The following is an 18,384-nucleotide window of genomic DNA, read 5'->3' as shown; positions in this document are numbered from 1 at the left end:
ATCCTGTTTTAGGCGCCGATAATGCCGCCATCTTCACGGGTGATCATGATCACCGATGAGCGTGGGCGTGGACTGTTATTGGGAAAGTGCGAGTCACCCTCTTCACCAGGATGCTGCACGTTCACGAACAATGTTTTGTAGTCGGGCGTGAAGGTAATGCCGGTCAGCTCGCACGATTTGGGACCGACCATAAAGCGGCGGATCTCTCCGCTGTCAGGATCCCCCACCAGCATCTGATTATTTCCCTGTCCCTGATAATCCTCTTTATTACTGTACTTGCCGTCAGTCAGGATCCATAAGCGCCCGTGCGCATCAAAGCCCAGACCATCCGGACTGTTGAAGGTGTTCTCCGCAGTGATATTAGGTGTGCCGCGATAGATCCCCTCGGGATGCGCTATCGGGTTACCGCACAACGCATAGATATCCCACTCAAAGGTCTGTGCCGTAGCATCACCCTTTTCATCCCAGCGGATAATCTGACCGTAGATATTTTTGGGCCGCGGATTCGCCGCATTGACCGGCATGCCCTCATTGCCACGCTTGTTATTGTTGGTCAGGGTGCAGTAGGCACGGCCATCGTGCGGATTAACGGCAATCCACTCGGGCCGGTCCATCCGCGTGGCGTTCACCACATCGGCCGCAGCACGTGCATTGATCAGGACATCAGCCTGACTGTTAAAGCCTTTCTCAGCGGTGAGTCCATTTTCGCCCCACTTCAGCGCCAGCCAGCGCCCGGTGCCTTTCAGCGGTGTGCCCTGCGCATCGCCGTTGAACTGCGCCACATAGAGCGTGCCCTTATCCAGCAGTCCCTGACTGGCTTTGGCATCATCCGGAATGACCTTGTCATCGGAGACATATTTATAGATATATTCGCCGCGCTCATCGTCGCCCATGTAAACCACCAGTTGCCCGGTTTTCGCGACCGTCACAGCCGCGTTCTCGTGCTTAAAGCGGCCCAGCGCGGTGCGTTTGACCGGCACGGCGTGAGGATCAAAGGGATCGATCTCGACAATCCAGCCGTGGCGATTAAATTCGTTAGGATTTTTCGCGATATCGAAGCGGGGATCAAAGTCAGACCAGTTGCGCTCCGGCTCGGCGGCATTCAGGGTGTAACGCTTCTGCTGTGGAGTCGGGGTAAAGTCTGCCTGATGAGTGCCAAAGTAGGTGTCGTAGTTCTCTTCACAGGTGAGATAGGTGCCCCACGGCGTTTTACCGTTGGCACAGTTACCAAAGGTGCCAAGGACATGCATTCCCTGGGGATCAGCCGCGGTCTTCAGCGCGTTATCACCGGCGGCCGGACCGGAAAACCGCATAGGCGTATTGGCAGTAATGCGGCGATTGTAGTCAGAAGGACGTACCACCTGCCAGCGATTGTCTTCACCCCGTTTAACTTCAACGATGGAGACGCCGTGTGCCGCCTGTGACTTCCTCACATCTTCCAGACTGGTCGCTTTGCTGCCGCCGTGGGCAAACAGCGTCGGCTCATTCACATACTCATTGTTAATCGCCATCACGCCGCGATGCTCATCAATGGCGAAGAAACTCATGCCATCGTTGTTATCACCGAACTGCTTTTCCTGATCTTCCGCGCTGTTGTTTCCGTGCGGATCAAATGCGACGGCGCCATTCACCAGCGGATCCCCCCAGGAGATCAGCACGTCAGCACGATAGCCGGGAGCAACCACAACCTCATCGGCCGTGGATGCGGCAATCGCCTGAAAGCCCAGCAGCGGGCTGCCGGCAGGCTTCGTCTGCGCCAGTGCGCTGGATGAGAGCGTCAGGCTGCCGCTGAGAAAGCCGGTCAACCCTATCGCGCCAGAACCGGCAAGAAATTTACGACGATGTGGATCACGAAGGCGGTCAGTGCTTAATGCGGAGAGTTCGGTTTTCATTATTGATTGCTTCCTTTATGACGTTCCCAGAAAAGAAGCAATGCTAATAAACAGAGATGACAGCCAGGTTACAGCCGGGCTGGAAGAGGATTAACGGCGACGGTCGAGGATCTCAAAGCAGTAGCTGTGGGAGTTCTGCTCATCAGCGTCGTGGAATTCGCTGAACGTGGACTGCCACTCATCCGGCTCGTAATCCGGGAACTGCGTATCGCCTTCCACTTCCGCATCAATGTGCGTCAGATAGAGACGATCGGCACGCTTCAGCATCTGCTCGTAGACGCGTCCACCCCCAATCACCATGATCTCTTCTGCATCACCGGCTGCCTGTAACGCCTCATCCAGCGACGTAACCCAGGTGACGCCTTCCGTGGTGCCTGGCTTACTGCTGACCACGATGTTCAGCCGGCCAGGTAACGGGCGCCCGATGGATTCAAAGGTCAGTCGGCCCATAATGACCGGTTTCTTCAGCGTATTGCGTTTGAACCACGCCAGATCTGCAGGCAGGTCCCACGGCATGGCGTTCTCCATCCCAATAATGCGATCTGCTGCTAATGCCGCGATAAGACTAATCATGTTAACCACTCACTGAAAAAAATTGGCGCCATGATACGTAAAGGTGAAACTTTCGTCGATAGGGGGAAAGGTCTATTTGCGTAAACCTTTTCAGGACGCCGTTTTTCACGGCCTGTGCAGCGTTTTTCACCGCGTAATCGCGTCAGTTTGCTGCAGCACGCCAGCGATTTGCCTCAGGCTGGCACAAAAAGCGTGCGCAAAATAAAACGGCTTCCAGGGGAAGCCGTCAGAGTTATCAGAAGTCGTAGCGCAGACGCACCAGATTCATATCACCCAGGTTATCAGTGCTGGAGGTGAAGACATGTTCGTAATCAACACGGAAACCGTAGTCGAGGAACAGCGTCACACCCAGACCGTTGTCGATGCGCTGGTAATCACGGCCTGTCGCATACTCGATGCGGTCACCCATGACATAAGGCTGGACGGCTTTCAGACCATACTGCGCCACCGGGATCTTGTAACCGGCGAAATATTCAATGCCCCACGCATCGCCGGCAAAGTAGTCATGCACATCTTTGCGTTTGGTGGTCATGAAGTTTTCATACCAGCCACCACCGGCTGACAGCGTCCAGTTGCCTGGTGTCCAGCTCAGTGCGGTGCCGTAAATATTCTGATCATAATCTTTGCTGTCGCCGTTGTTCGGGTTACGCATTGCCGCGCGGGTGTAGTTCCACGCCGTGCCCCAGCTTAGATCGTCAGTGATGTGGTAATCCACGCCCAGCGAGCCGCCGCCTTTGCGCTTATAGCGCAGGCCGTTGCCTGGCAGATACTCGTTATCGTCGAACAGATAAGAAGCGTAGATATCCGCATCGCCGAAGGTATTTTTATACTTCAGCTGCTTACGTGAACGATAAGATCCGTCATAGTCGCCGTTGATTCCGTTGCCCGGTGCCTGGCCGACCATATCGTAATCCCAGATATCCGTCTTGGCGCCCACGGTGTCGTAATAGACGCTGTTCTGCTGACCAAAGGTAAGCTGACCCCAGGTTTTGCTTTTCAGACCGGTGTAGAGCTGGCGACGCGTGGTGTTATTGGCACCATCGGCATAGTGACGATCCCAGCTGAACACTGCCGGGATGTTAACGCCCAGCTCGTAGTAGCTGATCCAGCTAACGTCATCAAACAGGTAGTAATCTGCGCCGAAACGGAAACGGGTGCCGCCATCGAAACCGTCACGCTTGTAGGATTTGTCACCCACGCCGGTCTGATGATTGACCTGAGCACGGATGCTGCCGCCAACATTCAGGGTAAGACGGCTAAGCGGATCGCCTGCCTGCGGATCCTGTTTTAACAGGGTAATTTCCGCCTGACTGGCGAAAGGAAGAGTAACCATCAGTGCAGCCACTGCACTCAGAGAAAAAGTACGCATTTTCATTTTTTATTTATGTCCTGATACGCTTCAGTGATAAGCGGCAGGCATAGTACTGGCGAAAAATCCGCACAGGAAGTGTTTATCTTATAAATTTGTGCGAACCGGCCTCATTCGCACCTAAAGCTAAAAAATTAAGCCAAATCAGTCACTTTAACGCAAATACCTGGCTTCACCTGAACCTGGGATTCGGATTATCGCCAGAGAAGTGGCAAAAAAAACGGCTCCTGCAGGAGCCGTTTTTCACACTACATTATCTTACATCGCCTTTATCTGGGCATGCATCTCCTGAACGGAGATAACCTGTTCCGTCGGGTCAGCATTCAGCGCCATCGCAGTGGCGAAGCCGCCGTTCAGCGTGGTGTCGTAGTGCACTTTATACTGCAGTGCGCTGCGGCGAATCAGCTTGGAATCTTCAATCGCCTGACGACCCGCCGTGGTATTGACGATGTAGCTATACTCGCCATTCTTCAGGCGGTCCTGAATGTGTGGACGTCCTTCATGTACCTTGTTGACCAGGCGCGGATTGATGCCCGCTTCGCCCAGCACCACTGCCGTGCCGTGGGTCGCATCCAGTTCGAAACCAAACTTCTGCAGCTTCGCAGCCAGGTCGACGATACGTTTCTTGTCGCCTTCACGCACCGACAGCAGCGCACGGCCCGACTTCTTCATATTGCTCTGGGCACCCAGCATCGCTTTGGAGAATGCCTCAGCGAACGTGCGGCCCACGCCCATGACTTCACCGGTAGAGCGCATTTCTGGTCCCAGAATCGGGTCAACGCCCTGGAATTTGTTGAACGGCAGAACCACTTCTTTGACTGAGTAGTAAGGCGGAATCACCTCTTCCGTGACGCCCTGCTCTGCCAGTGTTTTACCTGCCATCACGCGCGCGGCCACTTTCGCCAGCGGTACGCCGGTCGCTTTAGAGACGAACGGAACGGTACGTGCCGCACGTGGGTTAACTTCGATCAGGTAGACTTCATTGTCTTTCACTGCGAACTGAACGTTCATCAGGCCACGAACGTTCAGCTCAAACGCCAGCTTCTCAACCTGCTGGCGCATCACGTTCTGAATCTCCTGATTCAGCGTGTAGGCCGGCAGTGAACAGGCGGAGTCACCGGAGTGAACGCCAGCCTGCTCAATGTGTTCCATGATACCGCCAATCAGCACACGCTCACCGTCGCAAATCGCATCCACATCCACTTCAACCGCATCATCAAGGAAGCGATCCAGCAGTACCGGCGCATCGTTGGAAACCGAAACCGCCGTCTGGAAGTAGCGTCTCAGGTCGATCTCGTCGTAGACGATCTCCATGGCACGGCCGCCCAGTACATAAGAAGGACGCACCACCAGCGGATAACCCAGGCCAGCGGCTTTCTCGACCGCCTGTTCCAGCGTCGCTACCGTGGCGTTAGCCGGTTGCTTCAGTTTCAGGCGATCAACCGCCTGCTGGAAACGTTCACGGTCTTCCGCACGGTCAATCGAGTCCGGGCTGGTGCCGATAACCGGCACGCCTGCGGCTTCCAGCGCACGCGCCAGTTTCAGCGGGGTCTGACCGCCATACTGGACGATGACGCCTTTTGGCTGCTCAATCCGCACAATCTCCAGCACGTCTTCCAGCGTGACCGGCTCAAAGTAGAGGCGGTCGGAGGTGTCATAATCGGTCGAAACCGTTTCCGGGTTACAGTTGACCATAATGGTCTGGTAACCATCTTCACGCAGCGCCAGAGCGGCGTGAACGCAACAGTAGTCGAATTCGATACCCTGACCGATACGGTTTGGTCCACCACCCAGAATCATGATTTTTTCGCGATCCGGACTCGGGTTGGCTTCACACTCCTCCTCATAGGTGGAGTACATGTAGGCCGTATCCGTGGCGAACTCGGCGGCACAGGTATCCACACGCTTATAAACCGGGTGCAGGTTAAACTGCTGACGCAGCTTGCGGATTTCGCTCTCTGCCACACCCGCCAGCGTCGCCAGCCGCGCATCAGCAAAGCCTTTGCGCTTCAGGGTACGCAGGAACGTGGCATCCAGGCTATTCACTCCTTCGCTTGCCACCTGATCTTCAAGCCGCACCAGCTCTTCAATCTGCACCAGGAACCAGCGGTCAATGTTGGTCAGATTGAACACGCCATCAACCGACATGCCAGCGCGGAAAGCGTCTGCGATGTACCAGATGCGGTCTGAACCGGCATCTTTCAGCTCGCGGCGGATGCGGGTTAACGCTTCCGGATCGTCCAGGTGCACTTTCGGATCGAAGCCATTAGCGCCCACTTCCAGACCGCGCAGCGCTTTCTGCATCGATTCCTGGAATGTGCGGCCAATCGCCATCACTTCACCGACTGACTTCATCTGCGTGGTCAGGCGATCGTTGGCACCGGCAAATTTTTCAAAGTTGAAACGCGGGATCTTGGTGACGACGTAGTCGATTGACGGCTCGAACGAGGCTGGCGTTAAACCGCCGGTGATATCGTTCATCAGCTCATCGAGGGTATAGCCCACCGCCAGTTTGGCCGCCACTTTCGCAATCGGGAAGCCCGTTGCTTTTGAGGCCAGCGCCGAGGAGCGCGATACGCGTGGGTTCATCTCGATGACAATCAGGCGACCATCTTTCGGGTTAACCGAGAACTGCACGTTGGAGCCGCCGGTTTCAACACCGATTTCACGCAGTACCGCCAGCGAGGCGTTACGCATGATCTGATACTCTTTGTCGGTCAGCGTCTGGGCAGGTGCGACCGTGATGGAGTCACCGGTGTGAATGCCCATCGCGTCGAAGTTTTCAATGGAGCAGACGATGATGCAGTTATCGTTTTTATCGCGCACCACTTCCATTTCATACTCTTTCCAGCCAATCAGCGACTCATCAATCAGCAGCTCATTGGTTGGTGAGAGGTCGAGACCGCGTTCGCAAATCTCTTCAAACTCTTCGCGGTTATAGGCGATGCCGCCACCGGTGCCGCCCATGGTAAAGGAGGGGCGGATGATGCACGGGAAGCCAACATCTTCCGCCACGGCCAGCGCTTCTTCCATGGTGTGCGCAATGCCGGAGCGCGCGGTATCCAGACCGATACTTTTCATCGCCACGTCGAAGCGACGACGATCTTCCGCTTTGTCGATCGCATCAGCGGTCGCGCCAATCATGGTGACGCCAAACTCTTCCAGCACGCCATGGCGTTCCAGCTCCAGCGCACAGTTCAGCGCTGTCTGTCCGCCCATCGTTGGCAGCACCGCATCCGGGCGCTCTTTTTCGATGATTTTGCGCACCACTTCCCAGTGAATCGGCTCAATGTAGGTTGCATCGGCCATTTCCGGGTCGGTCATAATCGTCGCCGGGTTAGAGTTCACCAGAATGACGCGGTAGCCCTCTTCACGCAGCGCTTTACACGCCTGCGCACCGGAATAGTCAAATTCGCAGGCCTGGCCGATCACAATCGGACCGGCACCAAGAATCAGGATGGATTTTAGGTCTGTACGTTTTGGCATGAATTAGCTCCTGATTACTTCGCTTGCAGACGGAATGTGTCAATCAATTCAATAAAGTGGTCAAACAGCGGCGCAGCATCACCCGGTCCAGGGCTGGCTTCCGGGTGTCCCTGGAAGCTGAATGCGGGCTTGTCAGTGCGGTGAATACCCTGCACGGTTTTATCGAACAACGAAATGTGGGTGACACGCAGGTTCGCAGGCAGATTGTTCTCATCGACTGCAAAACCGTGGTTCTGGGCGGTGATCATGACGCGATTGTTTTCGAGATCTTTCACCGGATGGTTGCCGCCGTGGTGGCCGAGCTTCATCTTCACGGTCTTAGCCCCGCTGGCCAGCGCCAGCAACTGATGACCCAGGCAGATACCGAATACCGGGATCTCGGTTTTCAGGAAGGCCTGAATCGCGCTGATGGCGTAGTCGCACGGCTCCGGGTCGCCAGGACCGTTGGAGAGGAAAATGCCATCCGGGTTCAGCTTCAGCACCTCTTCGGCAGGTGTCTGTGCCGGAACCACGGTCAGACGGCAGCCGCGATCGACCAGCATGCGCAGGATGTTGCGCTTAGCGCCGTAGTCGTAAGCCACCACATGGTAAGGCAGCGACTCCGCAGCAGCCTGCTCTGGCAGACCCGCGTCCAGCGTCCAGCTGCCCTGCTGCCAGCTGTAAGTCTCCGTGGTGCAGACCTCTTTTGCCAGATCCATTCCTTTCAGTCCCGGGAACGCCTGGGCTTTTTGCAGCGCCAGCGCAGCATCCGGATTGTCGCCAGCAATAATGCAGCCGTTCTGCGCCCCTTTCTCACGCAGCAAGCGCGTCAGCTTGCGGGTATCGATATCGGCAATCGCCACGATGTTGTTGCGCTGCAGGTAAGCCGATAAGCCCTCTTCGCTACGGAAGTTGCTGGCAATCAGCGGCAGGTCACGAATAACCAGGCCCTGCGCGTGAATCTGGCTGGATTCTTCATCGGCGGCATTGGCACCGACATTACCGATATGGGGATAAGTGAGAGTAACGATTTGGCGGGAATAGGAAGGATCAGTGAGGATTTCTTGATAACCGGTCATTGAAGTGTTGAAAACGACTTCTCCCACTGCCGATCCTGTTGCCCCGATGGCCCGACCGTGGAATTGGGTTCCGTCTTCCAGAACCAGGATTGCTGACTTGATCAAAACATCCTCCAGGGAATAAACAGTCAATATATCTGCATATTAATTCAAAATAGCCGCCTGAATCAATGCAAAAACCGCCTGAATTGTCGATTTTTGGCAAATTGCGCGCATTCTAATGATCGCCCTGGTCATTGTCTACCCTGAAGCGGTATTTTTTAATGATTATCTGCCTTATGAGGGAAAAAGTGGGCATAAGCGGCAAAAAGAGGGGAAAACCCGGCGGAATAATCGTTTGCCAGGCGGCGTAAAAACTAAACCGGCGCAGCAGGGCCTTTATTTTTGACCAAATGGTCAAAAATGGTGTTTCACCGGGCTGCTAAACCTGGAAAACAGATACAAATGAGCATCAGATGACTATTTTAAATCGGAATGGTATTTTTCAGATAAAATTAAGGGCAATGAAAACATTGCCCCTTTTCAATCAATCAATTACCGATTGAAATAACCACATCACGATGGCTCAAAACACTTACAACATCGACAAATCCAGTACATCCCGCATATCAAACAGGCCGAATTTCTTATCTTTCAGCCATAAAGCTGACTTAACTGCACCATTTGCAAAGGTCATACGACTCGAAGCCTTGTGGGTTATCTCTACCCGCTCACCGATATCTGCAAACATCGCTGTATGCTCACCGACGATGTCACCTGCGCGCACCGTCGCAAAACCGATGGTCTGCGGCTGGCGTTCACCCGTGTGGCCTTCACGCGTATAGACTGCATGCTCATCCAGTTTCCACTGCATCGCATCGGCTATCGCCTCTCCCATCGCCAGCGCGGTGCCAGACGGCGCATCTACTTTATGACGGTGGTGTGCTTCAACGATCTCAATGTCCGCGTACTCACCCATCACTTTAGCGGCCTTCTCCAGCAGCTTCAGCACCAGGTTAACCCCCACACTGAAGTTCGCGGCGAACACGATGGCGATATCTTCTGCCGCCGCGCGAATGGCCGCTTTGCCTGCCTCATCAAAACCGGTGGTGCCAATGACCATCGCTTTACCCTGCTCACGGCAGATCGCCATATACTCCAGCGTGCCCTCCGGGCGGGTGAAGTCGATTAGCACATCAAAGTCGTTTATCACCGCGCGTAAATCGTCTGCGATGAGGATGCCATTCTTACCGATGCCCGCTAATTCACCAGCGTCGCTGCCGGTCAGCGATGAACCCGGGCGTGCCAGTGCCGCACCCAGTTCAACGCCTTCTGCCTGCTGCGTCGCCTGAATCAGATTACGGCCCATTCGGCCCGGCGCGCCCACAATAGCAATGCGGATAGTGTTCATATTTATTCATTCCCAAAACAAAACTATGCATCCAAAGCGTCATCAGGTTAACGATGAGTTAACAGTCACGCCACTATTAATCCGTGATAATAAGAATTTTATGCCAGCCGCCTGTGATTATCAGTAAAAGCAATCATGACGGCAAACAGCGGCCTTTTCTGTCTGGCCAGAAAAACAAAAAAGGCCGAACAGAGTCGGCCTTTTTATCAGTTATATCGAAGAGTTACTGCACGTTACGTACTTCGACGCGCAGCTCTTTAGGCACTTCGAAGACAATATTCTCTTCACGGCCAATCAGCTCAATCGCCGCTTCACCGCCCAGCTCACGCAGTCGCTGGATCACCTGTTGCACCAGAATATCGGGGGCTGAGGCACCTGCGGTCACACCAATACAGGCCACGCCTTTTACCCACTCTTCCTGAATATCATCCGCAGAGTCGATCAGCTTAGCCAGCTTACCGGCACGCTGTGCCAGCTCAGCCAGACGGTTAGAGTTCGAGGAGTTTTTCGACCCTACCACCAGCACCACTTCCGCATCTTTCGCCAGCGTACGAACGGCTTCCTGACGGTTGGTGGTGGCGTAGCAGATATCATCTTTACGCGGCCCGATGATCGCAGGGAAACGCTGACGCAGGGCATCAATGATGTCAGAGGTGTCATCCACCGACAGCGTGGTCTGCGTCATGAAGCTCAGATTGTTTTCGTCTTTGACAGTCAGCCTGAAGACATCTTCCGGTGACTCCACCAGATACATGCCGCCATTAGGGTTGTTGTACTGCCCCATAGTGCCTTCAACTTCCGGATGACCCGCATGACCAATCAAAATCGCTTCCACACCTTTACGGCTGGCGCGCGCCACTTCCATATGCACTTTGGTCACCAGCGGACAGGTGGCGTCGAACAGCATGGTCAGATTGCGCGCTTTGGCTTCGGCACGCACGGCCTGTGAAACACCGTGTGCCGAGAAGATCAGAATCGCGTCATCCGGCACTTCGCTGATCTCTTCAATGAAGATAGCACCGCGCTCACGCAGGCTGTTCACCACGTAACGGTTATGCACCACTTCGTGACGGACATAGATGGGCGCGCCATACATCTCCAGCGCGCGCTCAACAATACTGATGGCGCGATCAACGCCAGCGCAGAAACCGCGCGGATTAGCTAACAGGATTTGCATCGTTCGCCTCCAGTGCCGGATCGATTTCCAGCACCTCTACATCAAACTGAATACGACGACCTGCCAGCGGATGGTTGAAATCCACGGTGATCGAATCACCGGAGACTTCACGGATCACGCCTGGCATTTCACTGCCGCCCATGCCGCTGAACAGCATGATGGCACCCACTTCAGGTTCGCCTGCATCGATAAAATCCCGACGCGAGAAATACTGAATAAGGTCAGGGCTGACGCCGCCAAAGGCGTCTTCCGGCTCGAGGTTGAACTGCTTAGTTTCACCCGCTTTCAGCCCCAGCAGTGCCTGCTCAAGTGCCGCAGAGAGGCTGCCATCACCAAGACGGAACAGCGCGGGCTTGCCGTTTGCACGGGTCGATTCCGCCGTCGAGCCATCTTCCAGCTTCAGCGTAAAATGCACCAACACCGCGCTTTCGCGCTGTACGGACTCAGTCATCACTTACCCTTTCTGTTTAGCCTGTTTGCCGTTGGGGCTGAAAAAGCCCTCCAGCACCACCAGTGCGGCACCAATACAGATGCCGCAGTCAGCGATATTAAATGTAGCGAAGTGCCAGTTACCGACATAGAAATCGATAAAATCGACCACAAAGCCATGATATGAGCGATCGAACAGATTGCCGATCGCGCCGCCGATAATCAGGGCATACGCGATGTTAGCGATCTTCTGGCTGGCCTGATTGCGATACATCATCACCATCAGTGAGATCACAATAGCCAGCGCGATGCCCGCAAAGAACCAGCGCTGCCAGCCACCTTTGTCCGCCAGGAAGCTGAACGCCGCGCCATAGTTGTGCGCGTAGAACAGATTCAGATAAGGCATCAGCGGCTGTGTTTCATGCAGCATCATGTTGTTCATCACCCACTGCTTACTGGCGAAGTCCACAACAATCACCACCAGTACCAGCCAGAGCCAGCGCAATCCGGTTGATAAAATAGGTTTACGCATCAGGCAAATTCACGCTGTTCGCCGTCACCGGCTACGTTAGTGTAACAACGACCACAGACCTCAGCATGCTCAGGATTCTGTCCGACATCGGTAGTGTAATGCCAGCAGCGCTGACATTTCTCGCCTTGCGCCTTGTGCAGCGCGATTTTCAGACCTTTCAGCCCTTCACTCTGCTGCGCTTCGTCGTTCGCCAGGGCGTAATCCGCCACCTGTGCGCCAGAGGTCAGCAGCACAAAGCGCAGTTCATTGCCCAGCGCCTGCAGCTTAGCCGCCAGTTCCGGATCGGCATACAGCGTCACCGTCGCTTCCAGTGCGCCACCGATACGTTTATCCGCACGCGCCTGCTCGATTACCTTGTTCACTTCGCCACGCACTTTCAGCAGCTCAGCCCAGTAGGCGTCATTCAGCGCTTCATCTTCCGCCAGGCCAAACAGACCCTGATACCACTCTTCGGTGAAGACATACTGCGCGCGTTCACCTGGCAGGTAGCCCCAGATTTCATCCGCCGTAAAGGACATGATCGGTGCCATCCAGCGCACCAGCGCTTCGACGATATGCCACAGCGCGGTCTGGCAGCTGCGACGTGCCAGGCCATCGCCTTTCGCGGTGTACTGACGATCTTTGATGATGTCGAGATAGAAGCTGCCCATCTCAATTGAGCAGAACTGCATCAGACGCTGGATCACTTCGTGGAAATCGTAGTTCTCATAAGAGGCAACGATATCGGCCTGTGCTGCCTGTGCGCGACCCACTGCCCAGCGATCCACGACGACCATCTCTTCCGGTTTCACCAGATCGGTGGCCGGGTTGAAGCCGCTGAGGTTAGCCAGCAGGAAGCGTGCGGTGTTACGGATACGACGGTAGGCATCGGCAGAGCGCTTGAGGATCTCATCGGAGACCGCCATTTCGCCTGAGTAGTCGGTTGAGGCCACCCACAGACGCAGAATATCAGCGCCCAGCTTGTTCATCACATCCTGCGGCGCAACGGTATTGCCGATCGACTTCGACATCTTACGGCCCTGACCATCCACGGTGAAACCGTGTGTCAGTACCTGACGATAAGGCGCTTTGCCCTTCATCGCCGTGGAGATCATCAGCGAGGACATAAACCAACCGCGATGCTGATCGGAGCCTTCCAGATAGAGGTCAGGCGCATGTCCGCCAAATTCCGGACGCGCATCCACCACAGAGTAGCTGGTAGAACCGGAGTCGAACCAGACATCCAGCGTATCCGGCACTTTGACGTAATGATCGGCATCGTCGCCCATCAGTTCGCGCGGGTCGAGATCCCACCAGGCCTGAATGCCTTCCTGCTCAACGCGCTGCGCCACTTTTTCCATCAGCGCCAGCGTGTCCGGGTGCAGCTCTTCACTCTCTTTATGAACGAACAGCGCCATTGGCACGCCCCACGTACGCTGACGGGAGATACACCAGTCAGGACGGTTCGCCACCATCGATTCGATACGCGCCTGGCCCCAGTCAGGGATCCACTGCACTCCTTTGATCTCTTTCAGCGACTGCGCACGCAGTCCTTTCTGATCCATGCTGATGAACCACTGCGGCGTGGCGCGGAAGATGATCGGCGTTTTGTGGCGCCAGCAGTGCGGGTAGCTGTGCAGCAGTTTCTCAACGTGCAGCAGCGCGCCTTTCTCTTTCAGCAGCTCAACGATCATGTCGTTAGCTTTGAAGACGTTAATCCCATCCAGCGTCGGATAGGTGCCTGGCAGGTAGCTGCCATCCGGTCCGACTGGATTCGCCGTTTCGATGCCATATTTCTGACCGATGACGTAGTCATCCGGACCGTGGCCGGGTGCGGTGTGAACTGCACCCGTACCCGCGTCCAGCGTCACGTGATCGCCCAGCACCACCAGCGACTCAATCGCCAGGAACGGGTGCTGGAATTTCTGCAGTTCCAGCGCAGCGCCTTTGCATTCGCCCAGTACCTGCCATTCACTGACACCGGCGCGTTTCATGACGCTCTCAACCAGCTCTTTCGCCAGGATCAGGGCGCGTCCCTCGATCTGGATCAGCTGGTATTCAAATTCAGGATGCAGAGAGATGGCGCGGTTAGCCGGTAATGTCCACGGCGTCGTTGTCCAGATCACCAGTGAGATTGGGCCATTGACCTGTGCTACGCCAAATGCCTGACGCACCGCGTCGGCATCGATAGCGTTGAACATCACATCAATTGACGGTGACGTTTTGTCGTAATACTCGACTTCCGCTTCTGCCAGAGCAGAACGGCAATCCAGGCACCAGTGCACCGGCTTCGCGCCTTTATGCAGGTGGCCGTTGCCGATGATTTTACCCAGCGCACGGATGATGTTAGCTTCGGTGCCGAAATCCATGGTCAGGTAAGGACGATCCCAGTCGCCCAGCACGCCCAGACGGATAAAGTCTGCCTTCTGGCCTTCAACCTGTTCAGCGGCATATTTGCGGCACGCGGCACGGAATTCAGCGGCGCTGACTTTCTCGCCTGGCTTGCCGATCATCTGCTCAACTTTGTGTTCGATTGGCAGACCGTGACAGTCCCAGCCCGGCACATACGGCGAGTCATAACCCGCCATGCCTTTCGACTTGACGATAATGTCTTTCAGAATCTTGTTAACAGAGTGACCAATATGAATGCTGCCGTTCGCATACGGAGGGCCATCATGCAGGATAAAGGTTTTTTTCCCTTTTTTGGCTTCGCGGATAATGCCGTATAGGTTGTCGGCATACCAGCGTTGCAACATTCCCGGTTCGCGTTTGGCCAGATCGCCACGCATCGGGAATCCCGTTTCCGGCAAATTCAGGGTAGATTTATAGTCACTCATCAGATTCTCGATTCCGTTTTTCGCTCAGGTTAAAGCAGCCCAAAGAACTGCCGGGCCGTTACCACATCGTTCGCAATTTGTTCTTTCAACGCCTCCAGTGAGGCAAAGCGCTGCTCGTTTCGTATTTTCTGTTTCAGCACCACATCAATGTGACGACCATAGAGATCCATATTGATGTCGAGCAGGTGAACTTCAAGCTGCTGGCGTAAACCTTTTACGGTCGGACGGGTGCCGATATTGGCAACACCCGGCAGTGGCTCAGGCGTCAGACCCTGGACCTCCACCGCATAAACCCCTTTCACCGGCGAGACGCTGCGGCGTAAAGGAAGGTTCGCAGTGGGGAAACCCAGCGTGCGTCCCAGTGCATCACCGTGCACGACGCGGCCGGAAATGGTGAAAGGATGCCCTAACAGCGACTGCGCCAGCGCTAAATCATCTGCGGCCAGCGCCTGACGCACGGCGGTGCTGCTGATTCGCTTCCCGCCGTCACAGAAGGTTTCGGTGCTCACGACCTCAAAACCATACTCCGCACCGGCTTTCTGTAATAACAGGAAATCCCCCTGGCGACCAGCGCCGAAGCGGAAATCATCGCCTACTGCGAGGTACTTTACGTCCAGCTTGTCGACCAGCAGGTCACTGATAAAACGCTGGGCGGACAGGGCTGCGAAGCGACGGTCAAACCGCACACACAGCACTTTATCGACGCCGGCTTCCGCCATATAGCGCAGTTTTTCACGCAGGCGCGTCAGGCGTGCCGGGGCTTTATCACCGGCAAACAGCTCCAGCGGCTGTGGCTCAAACACCATGACCACGACCGGCAGATTACGCTTACGCCCCTCTTCACACAGACGGGACATCAGCGCCTGATGCCCGCGGTGTACGCCATCGAAATTACCAATGGTCAGAACGCAGCCGCGATGCTGCTCGTTAAGATTATGAATACCGCGGATAAACTTCATGGCTGGCCCAAACCGGTGGAAATCGGCGGATTATACCCTTGAAAGCGACTCAGGTTAACCCGTCAGCACGCCTTTCATGCTTTAGGTGCTGCATTTCCTGTTGCAGATGCGCATGTTAAGAATTTTGTCGCGAAATACTGTATTCAGCGAGGGGAAGCTGGTAGAATCTTGCGCCATCAAATACGTAACCGAGTGCTGCTCATAGAGCGACGCTTATTTGCACAAATCCATTGACAAAATCAGGTTAGAAGGGCATAGTCCTCGGCCTTTGATTTGTCTCTATAGAACACATTTGGGAGTTGGACCTTGGCTAATATCAAATCAGCTAAGAAACGCGCCGTAACATCTGAGAAACGCCGCAAGCATAACGCTAGCCGCCGCTCAATGATGCGTACCTTCGTTAAGAAAGTATACGCGGCGATCGCTTCAGGCGACAAAGCTGCTGCGCAGAACGCATTCAATGAAATGCAACCACTCGTGGATCGTCAGGCCGCTAAAGGTCTGATCCACAAAAACAAAGCTGCACGTTATAAATCAAATCTGACTGCACAGATCAACAAACTGGCTTAATCGCCCGTTGTTAATCGCTTTGTTGAAAAAGCCGGCTTACGCCGGTTTTTTTTCGTCTGTACTCTGGCGGGGAAAGAGTCCGCTGAAGTCAGCGTGACAGAGACGCTGCACGGCCGGATGCTGAATCATTCGCTCCGCGAAGAGGATGTGATACTCCTCTGACACCGCATCAAGCCGGCCAACTTCATAACTTCCCTCCCGCTGATCCCTGTCCAGCGCTGCTGCTACAAAAAATGCATTCTGCCGCGCACCAAACGCCTTCATCAGGGCCGCATCATCAAACTCACCGAGAATCTCCACCTGCAGCCCCTGGGTCGTAATCCAGTTGAGGATTTTGCGCCCCAGCATCGAGCGGCGACCCGGAATCAGCAGGGGATGCGTCTCAAGGCAGGCCGGAAAAGAGAGATCGGTGATCGGCTGCGCGGACCAGAAGCTGATCGGGCACTCCCCCAGCTTCACCGAAAACAGCCCTTCCTGCTGGGTCGGATCGATGGAGCAGTCAGAGATAATCATATCCAGCTTATGCTGACTGAGCTGCTCCAGCAGCATCTCGTGGGTCGACTCGAAACAGCGCAGGTGAATCTTCTCCCCGGCAGCCACTGCGGTCTCCAGCACCTTACTGACCAGTTGCTTAGAGAGCGCATCTGCCACGCCAACATCCAGCAGCAGATGGGACTCTTTGCGGTAGTTAACGATATCCAGCATCTCCTGACCCAGCATAAACATGCGGTCAGCGTAGCGGAACACCAGTTGCCCCAGTTCTGTCGGCACCAGCCCCCTCCCCTGACGCCGGAACAGCTTGCCCTGCAGGCGCTCTTCAAGCGCCTTAATCTGCCCGGTAATGGTCTGTGGCGTCAGCGAGAGGGCCTCTGCAGCACCCGCAATCGACCCCGCGCGGCAGGCGTGCCAGAAGTAATAGAGGTGATTGTAATTAATGTGCGCCACAGGCTGCCCTACGCCGCACGCTGCTTCAGACGCCAGCCAAGGATCACATAGCCCAGCACCGCCGACAGAATCGAGCCTGACAGAATCCCCAGCTTCGCCAGCGTCATCAGTTCAGCACTGATGTCGCCATAGGCCAGCGAGGCGATAAATATCGACATGGTAAAGCCAATACCGCACAGCACCCCTACCGCCGCAATATCTTTAATGTGCGTATTTTCCGGCAGCCTGGCTATGCGGGTTTTGTCTGCCAGCCAGCAGAACAGCGTGATGCCCAGAGGCTTACCAATCAGCAGCCCGGCGATGATGCCCAGCGGCAGCAGCGAGAAGAGGCTGCCGAACGAAACGCCCGTCAGTGACACACCCGCATTGGCAAAGGCAAACAGTGGCAGGATCACCCAGCGCACCCAGGGATGCAGCGCATGCTCAAGATGAATCGCCGGAGAGTGGCCCTCTTTCTTCGCCAGCGGGATCAGGAAGCCGACCACGACGCCAGCCAGCGTCGCATGGACACCCGACTTCAGTACCGCCACCCATAGCACCAGCCCCACCAGCAGATAGAGACCGGTGTTGCGCACGTTAAGCAGGTTCATCAGCGCCAGCACGGCAATGGCAGCAGCGGCAATGCCCAGCGAGGCCATCGAAAGGTGATGCGTGTAGAACAGCGCAATAATCACGATAGCCCCGAGGTCGTCGATAATCGCCAGCGCCATCAGGAAGATTTTCAGAGCAGGCGGCACGCGGCTTCCCAGCAGTGCCAGGATGCCCAGCGCAAAGGCAATATCGGTGGCGGTCGGGATCGCCCAGCCGCTGCGGGTAGCGGCATCGGCACCGTTAAACAGCAGAAAAATGATCGCCGGGGCGATCATGCCACCCAGCGCTGCAATCAGCGGAAACAGCGCCTGTTCACGTTTAGCCAGCGCACCCATCACCAGTTCGCGTTTGACCTCCAGTCCCACAATCAGGAAAAACAGCGCCATCAGCGCATCGTTGATCCACAGCAGCAGGTCTTTGCTGATATCGAGCGCACCAAAGCGAAACTCCACCGGAATAGCCAGCAGATCGCGATAGCCCTGCTGCGTCGCTCCGCTATTGGCCAGCACCATCGCTAGCGCAGCCGCAATAATCAGCACTACACCGCCGGTAGCGTCGCTTTCCAGTATTTTTTTTAGTCTGATATTCACACGCGTT

Annotated in this window: 15 protein-coding genes; 2 read left to right on the top strand and 13 right to left on the bottom strand. The window is 55.4% G+C overall.

From position 1 onward, the window contains the following. Positions 1 to 8: 8 nt before the first annotated feature. From FA92_RS01530 to carA, 5 genes are all read right to left on the bottom strand, one after another. A complete protein-coding gene (locus tag FA92_RS01530) occupies positions 9 to 1,892 on the bottom strand; it encodes a PhoX family phosphatase (RefSeq protein ID WP_033781832.1) in 1,884 nt (627 codons plus the stop codon). A gap of 90 nt (positions 1,893 to 1,982) precedes the next feature. Further along, positions 1,983 to 2,465, bottom strand: a complete 483-nt coding sequence (gene folA, locus FA92_RS01525) for a type 3 dihydrofolate reductase (RefSeq protein WP_013356735.1) — start codon at positions 2,463 to 2,465, stop codon at positions 1,983 to 1,985. Between the two features lie 235 nt (positions 2,466 to 2,700). Continuing rightward, positions 2,701 to 3,840, bottom strand: a complete 1,140-nt coding sequence (locus FA92_RS01520; RefSeq protein ID WP_033781830.1) for a porin — start codon at positions 3,838 to 3,840, stop codon at positions 2,701 to 2,703. 252 nt (positions 3,841 to 4,092) lie between these two features. Next, entirely contained in the window at positions 4,093 to 7,320 is a 3,228-nt protein-coding gene (gene carB, locus FA92_RS01515) for a carbamoyl-phosphate synthase large subunit (RefSeq protein ID WP_013356733.1), read from the bottom strand. Between the two features lie 14 nt (positions 7,321 to 7,334). Then, positions 7,335 to 8,483 (bottom strand): glutamine-hydrolyzing carbamoyl-phosphate synthase small subunit, encoded by a 1,149-nt coding sequence (gene carA, locus FA92_RS01510; protein WP_033781827.1) that lies wholly within the window; start codon positions 8,481 to 8,483, stop codon positions 7,335 to 7,337. 115 nt (positions 8,484 to 8,598) lie between these two features. On the opposite strand from carA, the gene FA92_RS23180 reads away from it, so the two are divergent. Next, positions 8,599 to 8,766, top strand: coding sequence for a hypothetical protein (locus FA92_RS23180; RefSeq protein WP_156105660.1), 168 nt, complete (start codon positions 8,599 to 8,601; stop codon positions 8,764 to 8,766). A 186-nt stretch (positions 8,767 to 8,952) separates the two neighbouring features. On the opposite strand, the gene dapB is transcribed toward FA92_RS23180, so the two are convergent. The 6 genes from dapB to ribF form a co-directional block, all read right to left on the bottom strand. Then, on the bottom strand, positions 8,953 to 9,768 hold the full coding sequence (gene dapB / locus FA92_RS01505) for a 4-hydroxy-tetrahydrodipicolinate reductase (RefSeq protein WP_033781825.1): 816 nt from the start codon (positions 9,766 to 9,768) through the stop codon (positions 8,953 to 8,955). A gap of 223 nt (positions 9,769 to 9,991) precedes the next feature. Continuing rightward, positions 9,992 to 10,945: a 4-hydroxy-3-methylbut-2-enyl diphosphate reductase gene (gene ispH / locus FA92_RS01500; protein ID WP_013356728.1), complete on the bottom strand. Its 954-nt coding sequence runs from the start codon at positions 10,943 to 10,945 to the stop codon at positions 9,992 to 9,994. Then, positions 10,926 to 11,396, bottom strand: a complete 471-nt coding sequence (gene fkpB, locus FA92_RS01495) for an FKBP-type peptidyl-prolyl cis-trans isomerase (RefSeq protein ID WP_033784493.1) — start codon at positions 11,394 to 11,396, stop codon at positions 10,926 to 10,928. Before fkpB ends, ispH begins: the two co-directional genes overlap by 20 nt. Before the next feature lie 3 nt (positions 11,397 to 11,399). Next, on the bottom strand, positions 11,400 to 11,906 hold the full coding sequence (gene lspA / locus FA92_RS01490; protein ID WP_013356726.1) for a signal peptidase II: 507 nt from the start codon (positions 11,904 to 11,906) through the stop codon (positions 11,400 to 11,402). Beyond that, positions 11,906 to 14,722 (bottom strand): isoleucine--tRNA ligase, encoded by a 2,817-nt coding sequence (ileS, locus tag FA92_RS01485; protein ID WP_033781823.1) that lies wholly within the window; start codon positions 14,720 to 14,722, stop codon positions 11,906 to 11,908. Before ileS ends, lspA begins: the two co-directional genes overlap by 1 nt. Positions 14,723 to 14,751: 29 nt before the next feature. Then, entirely contained in the window at positions 14,752 to 15,681 is a 930-nt protein-coding gene (gene ribF, locus FA92_RS01480; protein ID WP_013356724.1) for a bifunctional riboflavin kinase/FAD synthetase, read from the bottom strand. Positions 15,682 to 15,987: 306 nt separating this feature from the next. On the opposite strand from ribF, the gene rpsT reads away from it, so the two are divergent. Next, entirely contained in the window at positions 15,988 to 16,251 is a 264-nt protein-coding gene (gene rpsT, locus FA92_RS01475; protein WP_008925553.1) for a 30S ribosomal protein S20, read from the top strand. A gap of 36 nt (positions 16,252 to 16,287) precedes the next feature. Here rpsT and nhaR read toward each other — a convergent pair whose 3' ends face one another. Next, on the bottom strand, positions 16,288 to 17,196 hold the full coding sequence (nhaR, locus tag FA92_RS01470) for a transcriptional activator NhaR (protein ID WP_033781822.1): 909 nt from the start codon (positions 17,194 to 17,196) through the stop codon (positions 16,288 to 16,290). A gap of 8 nt (positions 17,197 to 17,204) precedes the next feature. Continuing rightward, positions 17,205 to 18,377, bottom strand: a complete 1,173-nt coding sequence (gene nhaA / locus FA92_RS01465; RefSeq protein ID WP_033781820.1) for a Na+/H+ antiporter NhaA — start codon at positions 18,375 to 18,377, stop codon at positions 17,205 to 17,207. Positions 18,378 to 18,384: the final 7 nt, after the last annotated feature.

It is taken from the genome of Pantoea sp. 9140 (assembly GCF_000745295.1).
Lineage (GTDB): Bacteria > Pseudomonadota > Gammaproteobacteria > Enterobacterales > Enterobacteriaceae > Pantoea > Pantoea vagans.
The sequence above is the reverse complement of the archived record's forward strand: the minus strand, read 5'-3'. Positions and strand labels throughout refer to the sequence as shown.

Excerpts from the sequence above, each read along its gene's own strand:
- FA92_RS01530 (WP_033781832.1), bottom strand. The coding sequence starts at position 1,892 with ATGAAAACCGAACTCTCCGCATTAAGCACTGACCGCCTTCGTGATCCA.
- folA (WP_013356735.1), bottom strand. The coding sequence starts at position 2,465 with ATGATTAGTCTTATCGCGGCATTAGCAGCAGATCGCATTATTGGGATG.
- FA92_RS01520 (WP_033781830.1), bottom strand. The coding sequence starts at position 3,840 with ATGAAAATGCGTACTTTTTCTCTGAGTGCAGTGGCTGCACTGATGGTT.
- carB (WP_013356733.1), bottom strand. The coding sequence starts at position 7,320 with ATGCCAAAACGTACAGACCTAAAATCCATCCTGATTCTTGGTGCCGGT.
- FA92_RS23180 (WP_156105660.1), top strand. The coding sequence starts at position 8,599 with ATGATCGCCCTGGTCATTGTCTACCCTGAAGCGGTATTTTTTAATGAT.
- dapB (WP_033781825.1), bottom strand. The coding sequence starts at position 9,768 with ATGAACACTATCCGCATTGCTATTGTGGGCGCGCCGGGCCGAATGGGC.
- ispH (WP_013356728.1), bottom strand. The coding sequence starts at position 10,945 with ATGCAAATCCTGTTAGCTAATCCGCGCGGTTTCTGCGCTGGCGTTGAT.
- fkpB (WP_033784493.1), bottom strand. The coding sequence starts at position 11,396 with ATGACTGAGTCCGTACAGCGCGAAAGCGCGGTGTTGGTGCATTTTACG.
- lspA (WP_013356726.1), bottom strand. The coding sequence starts at position 11,906 with ATGCGTAAACCTATTTTATCAACCGGATTGCGCTGGCTCTGGCTGGTA.
- ileS (WP_033781823.1), bottom strand. The coding sequence starts at position 14,722 with ATGAGTGACTATAAATCTACCCTGAATTTGCCGGAAACGGGATTCCCG.
- ribF (WP_013356724.1), bottom strand. The coding sequence starts at position 15,681 with ATGAAGTTTATCCGCGGTATTCATAATCTTAACGAGCAGCATCGCGGC.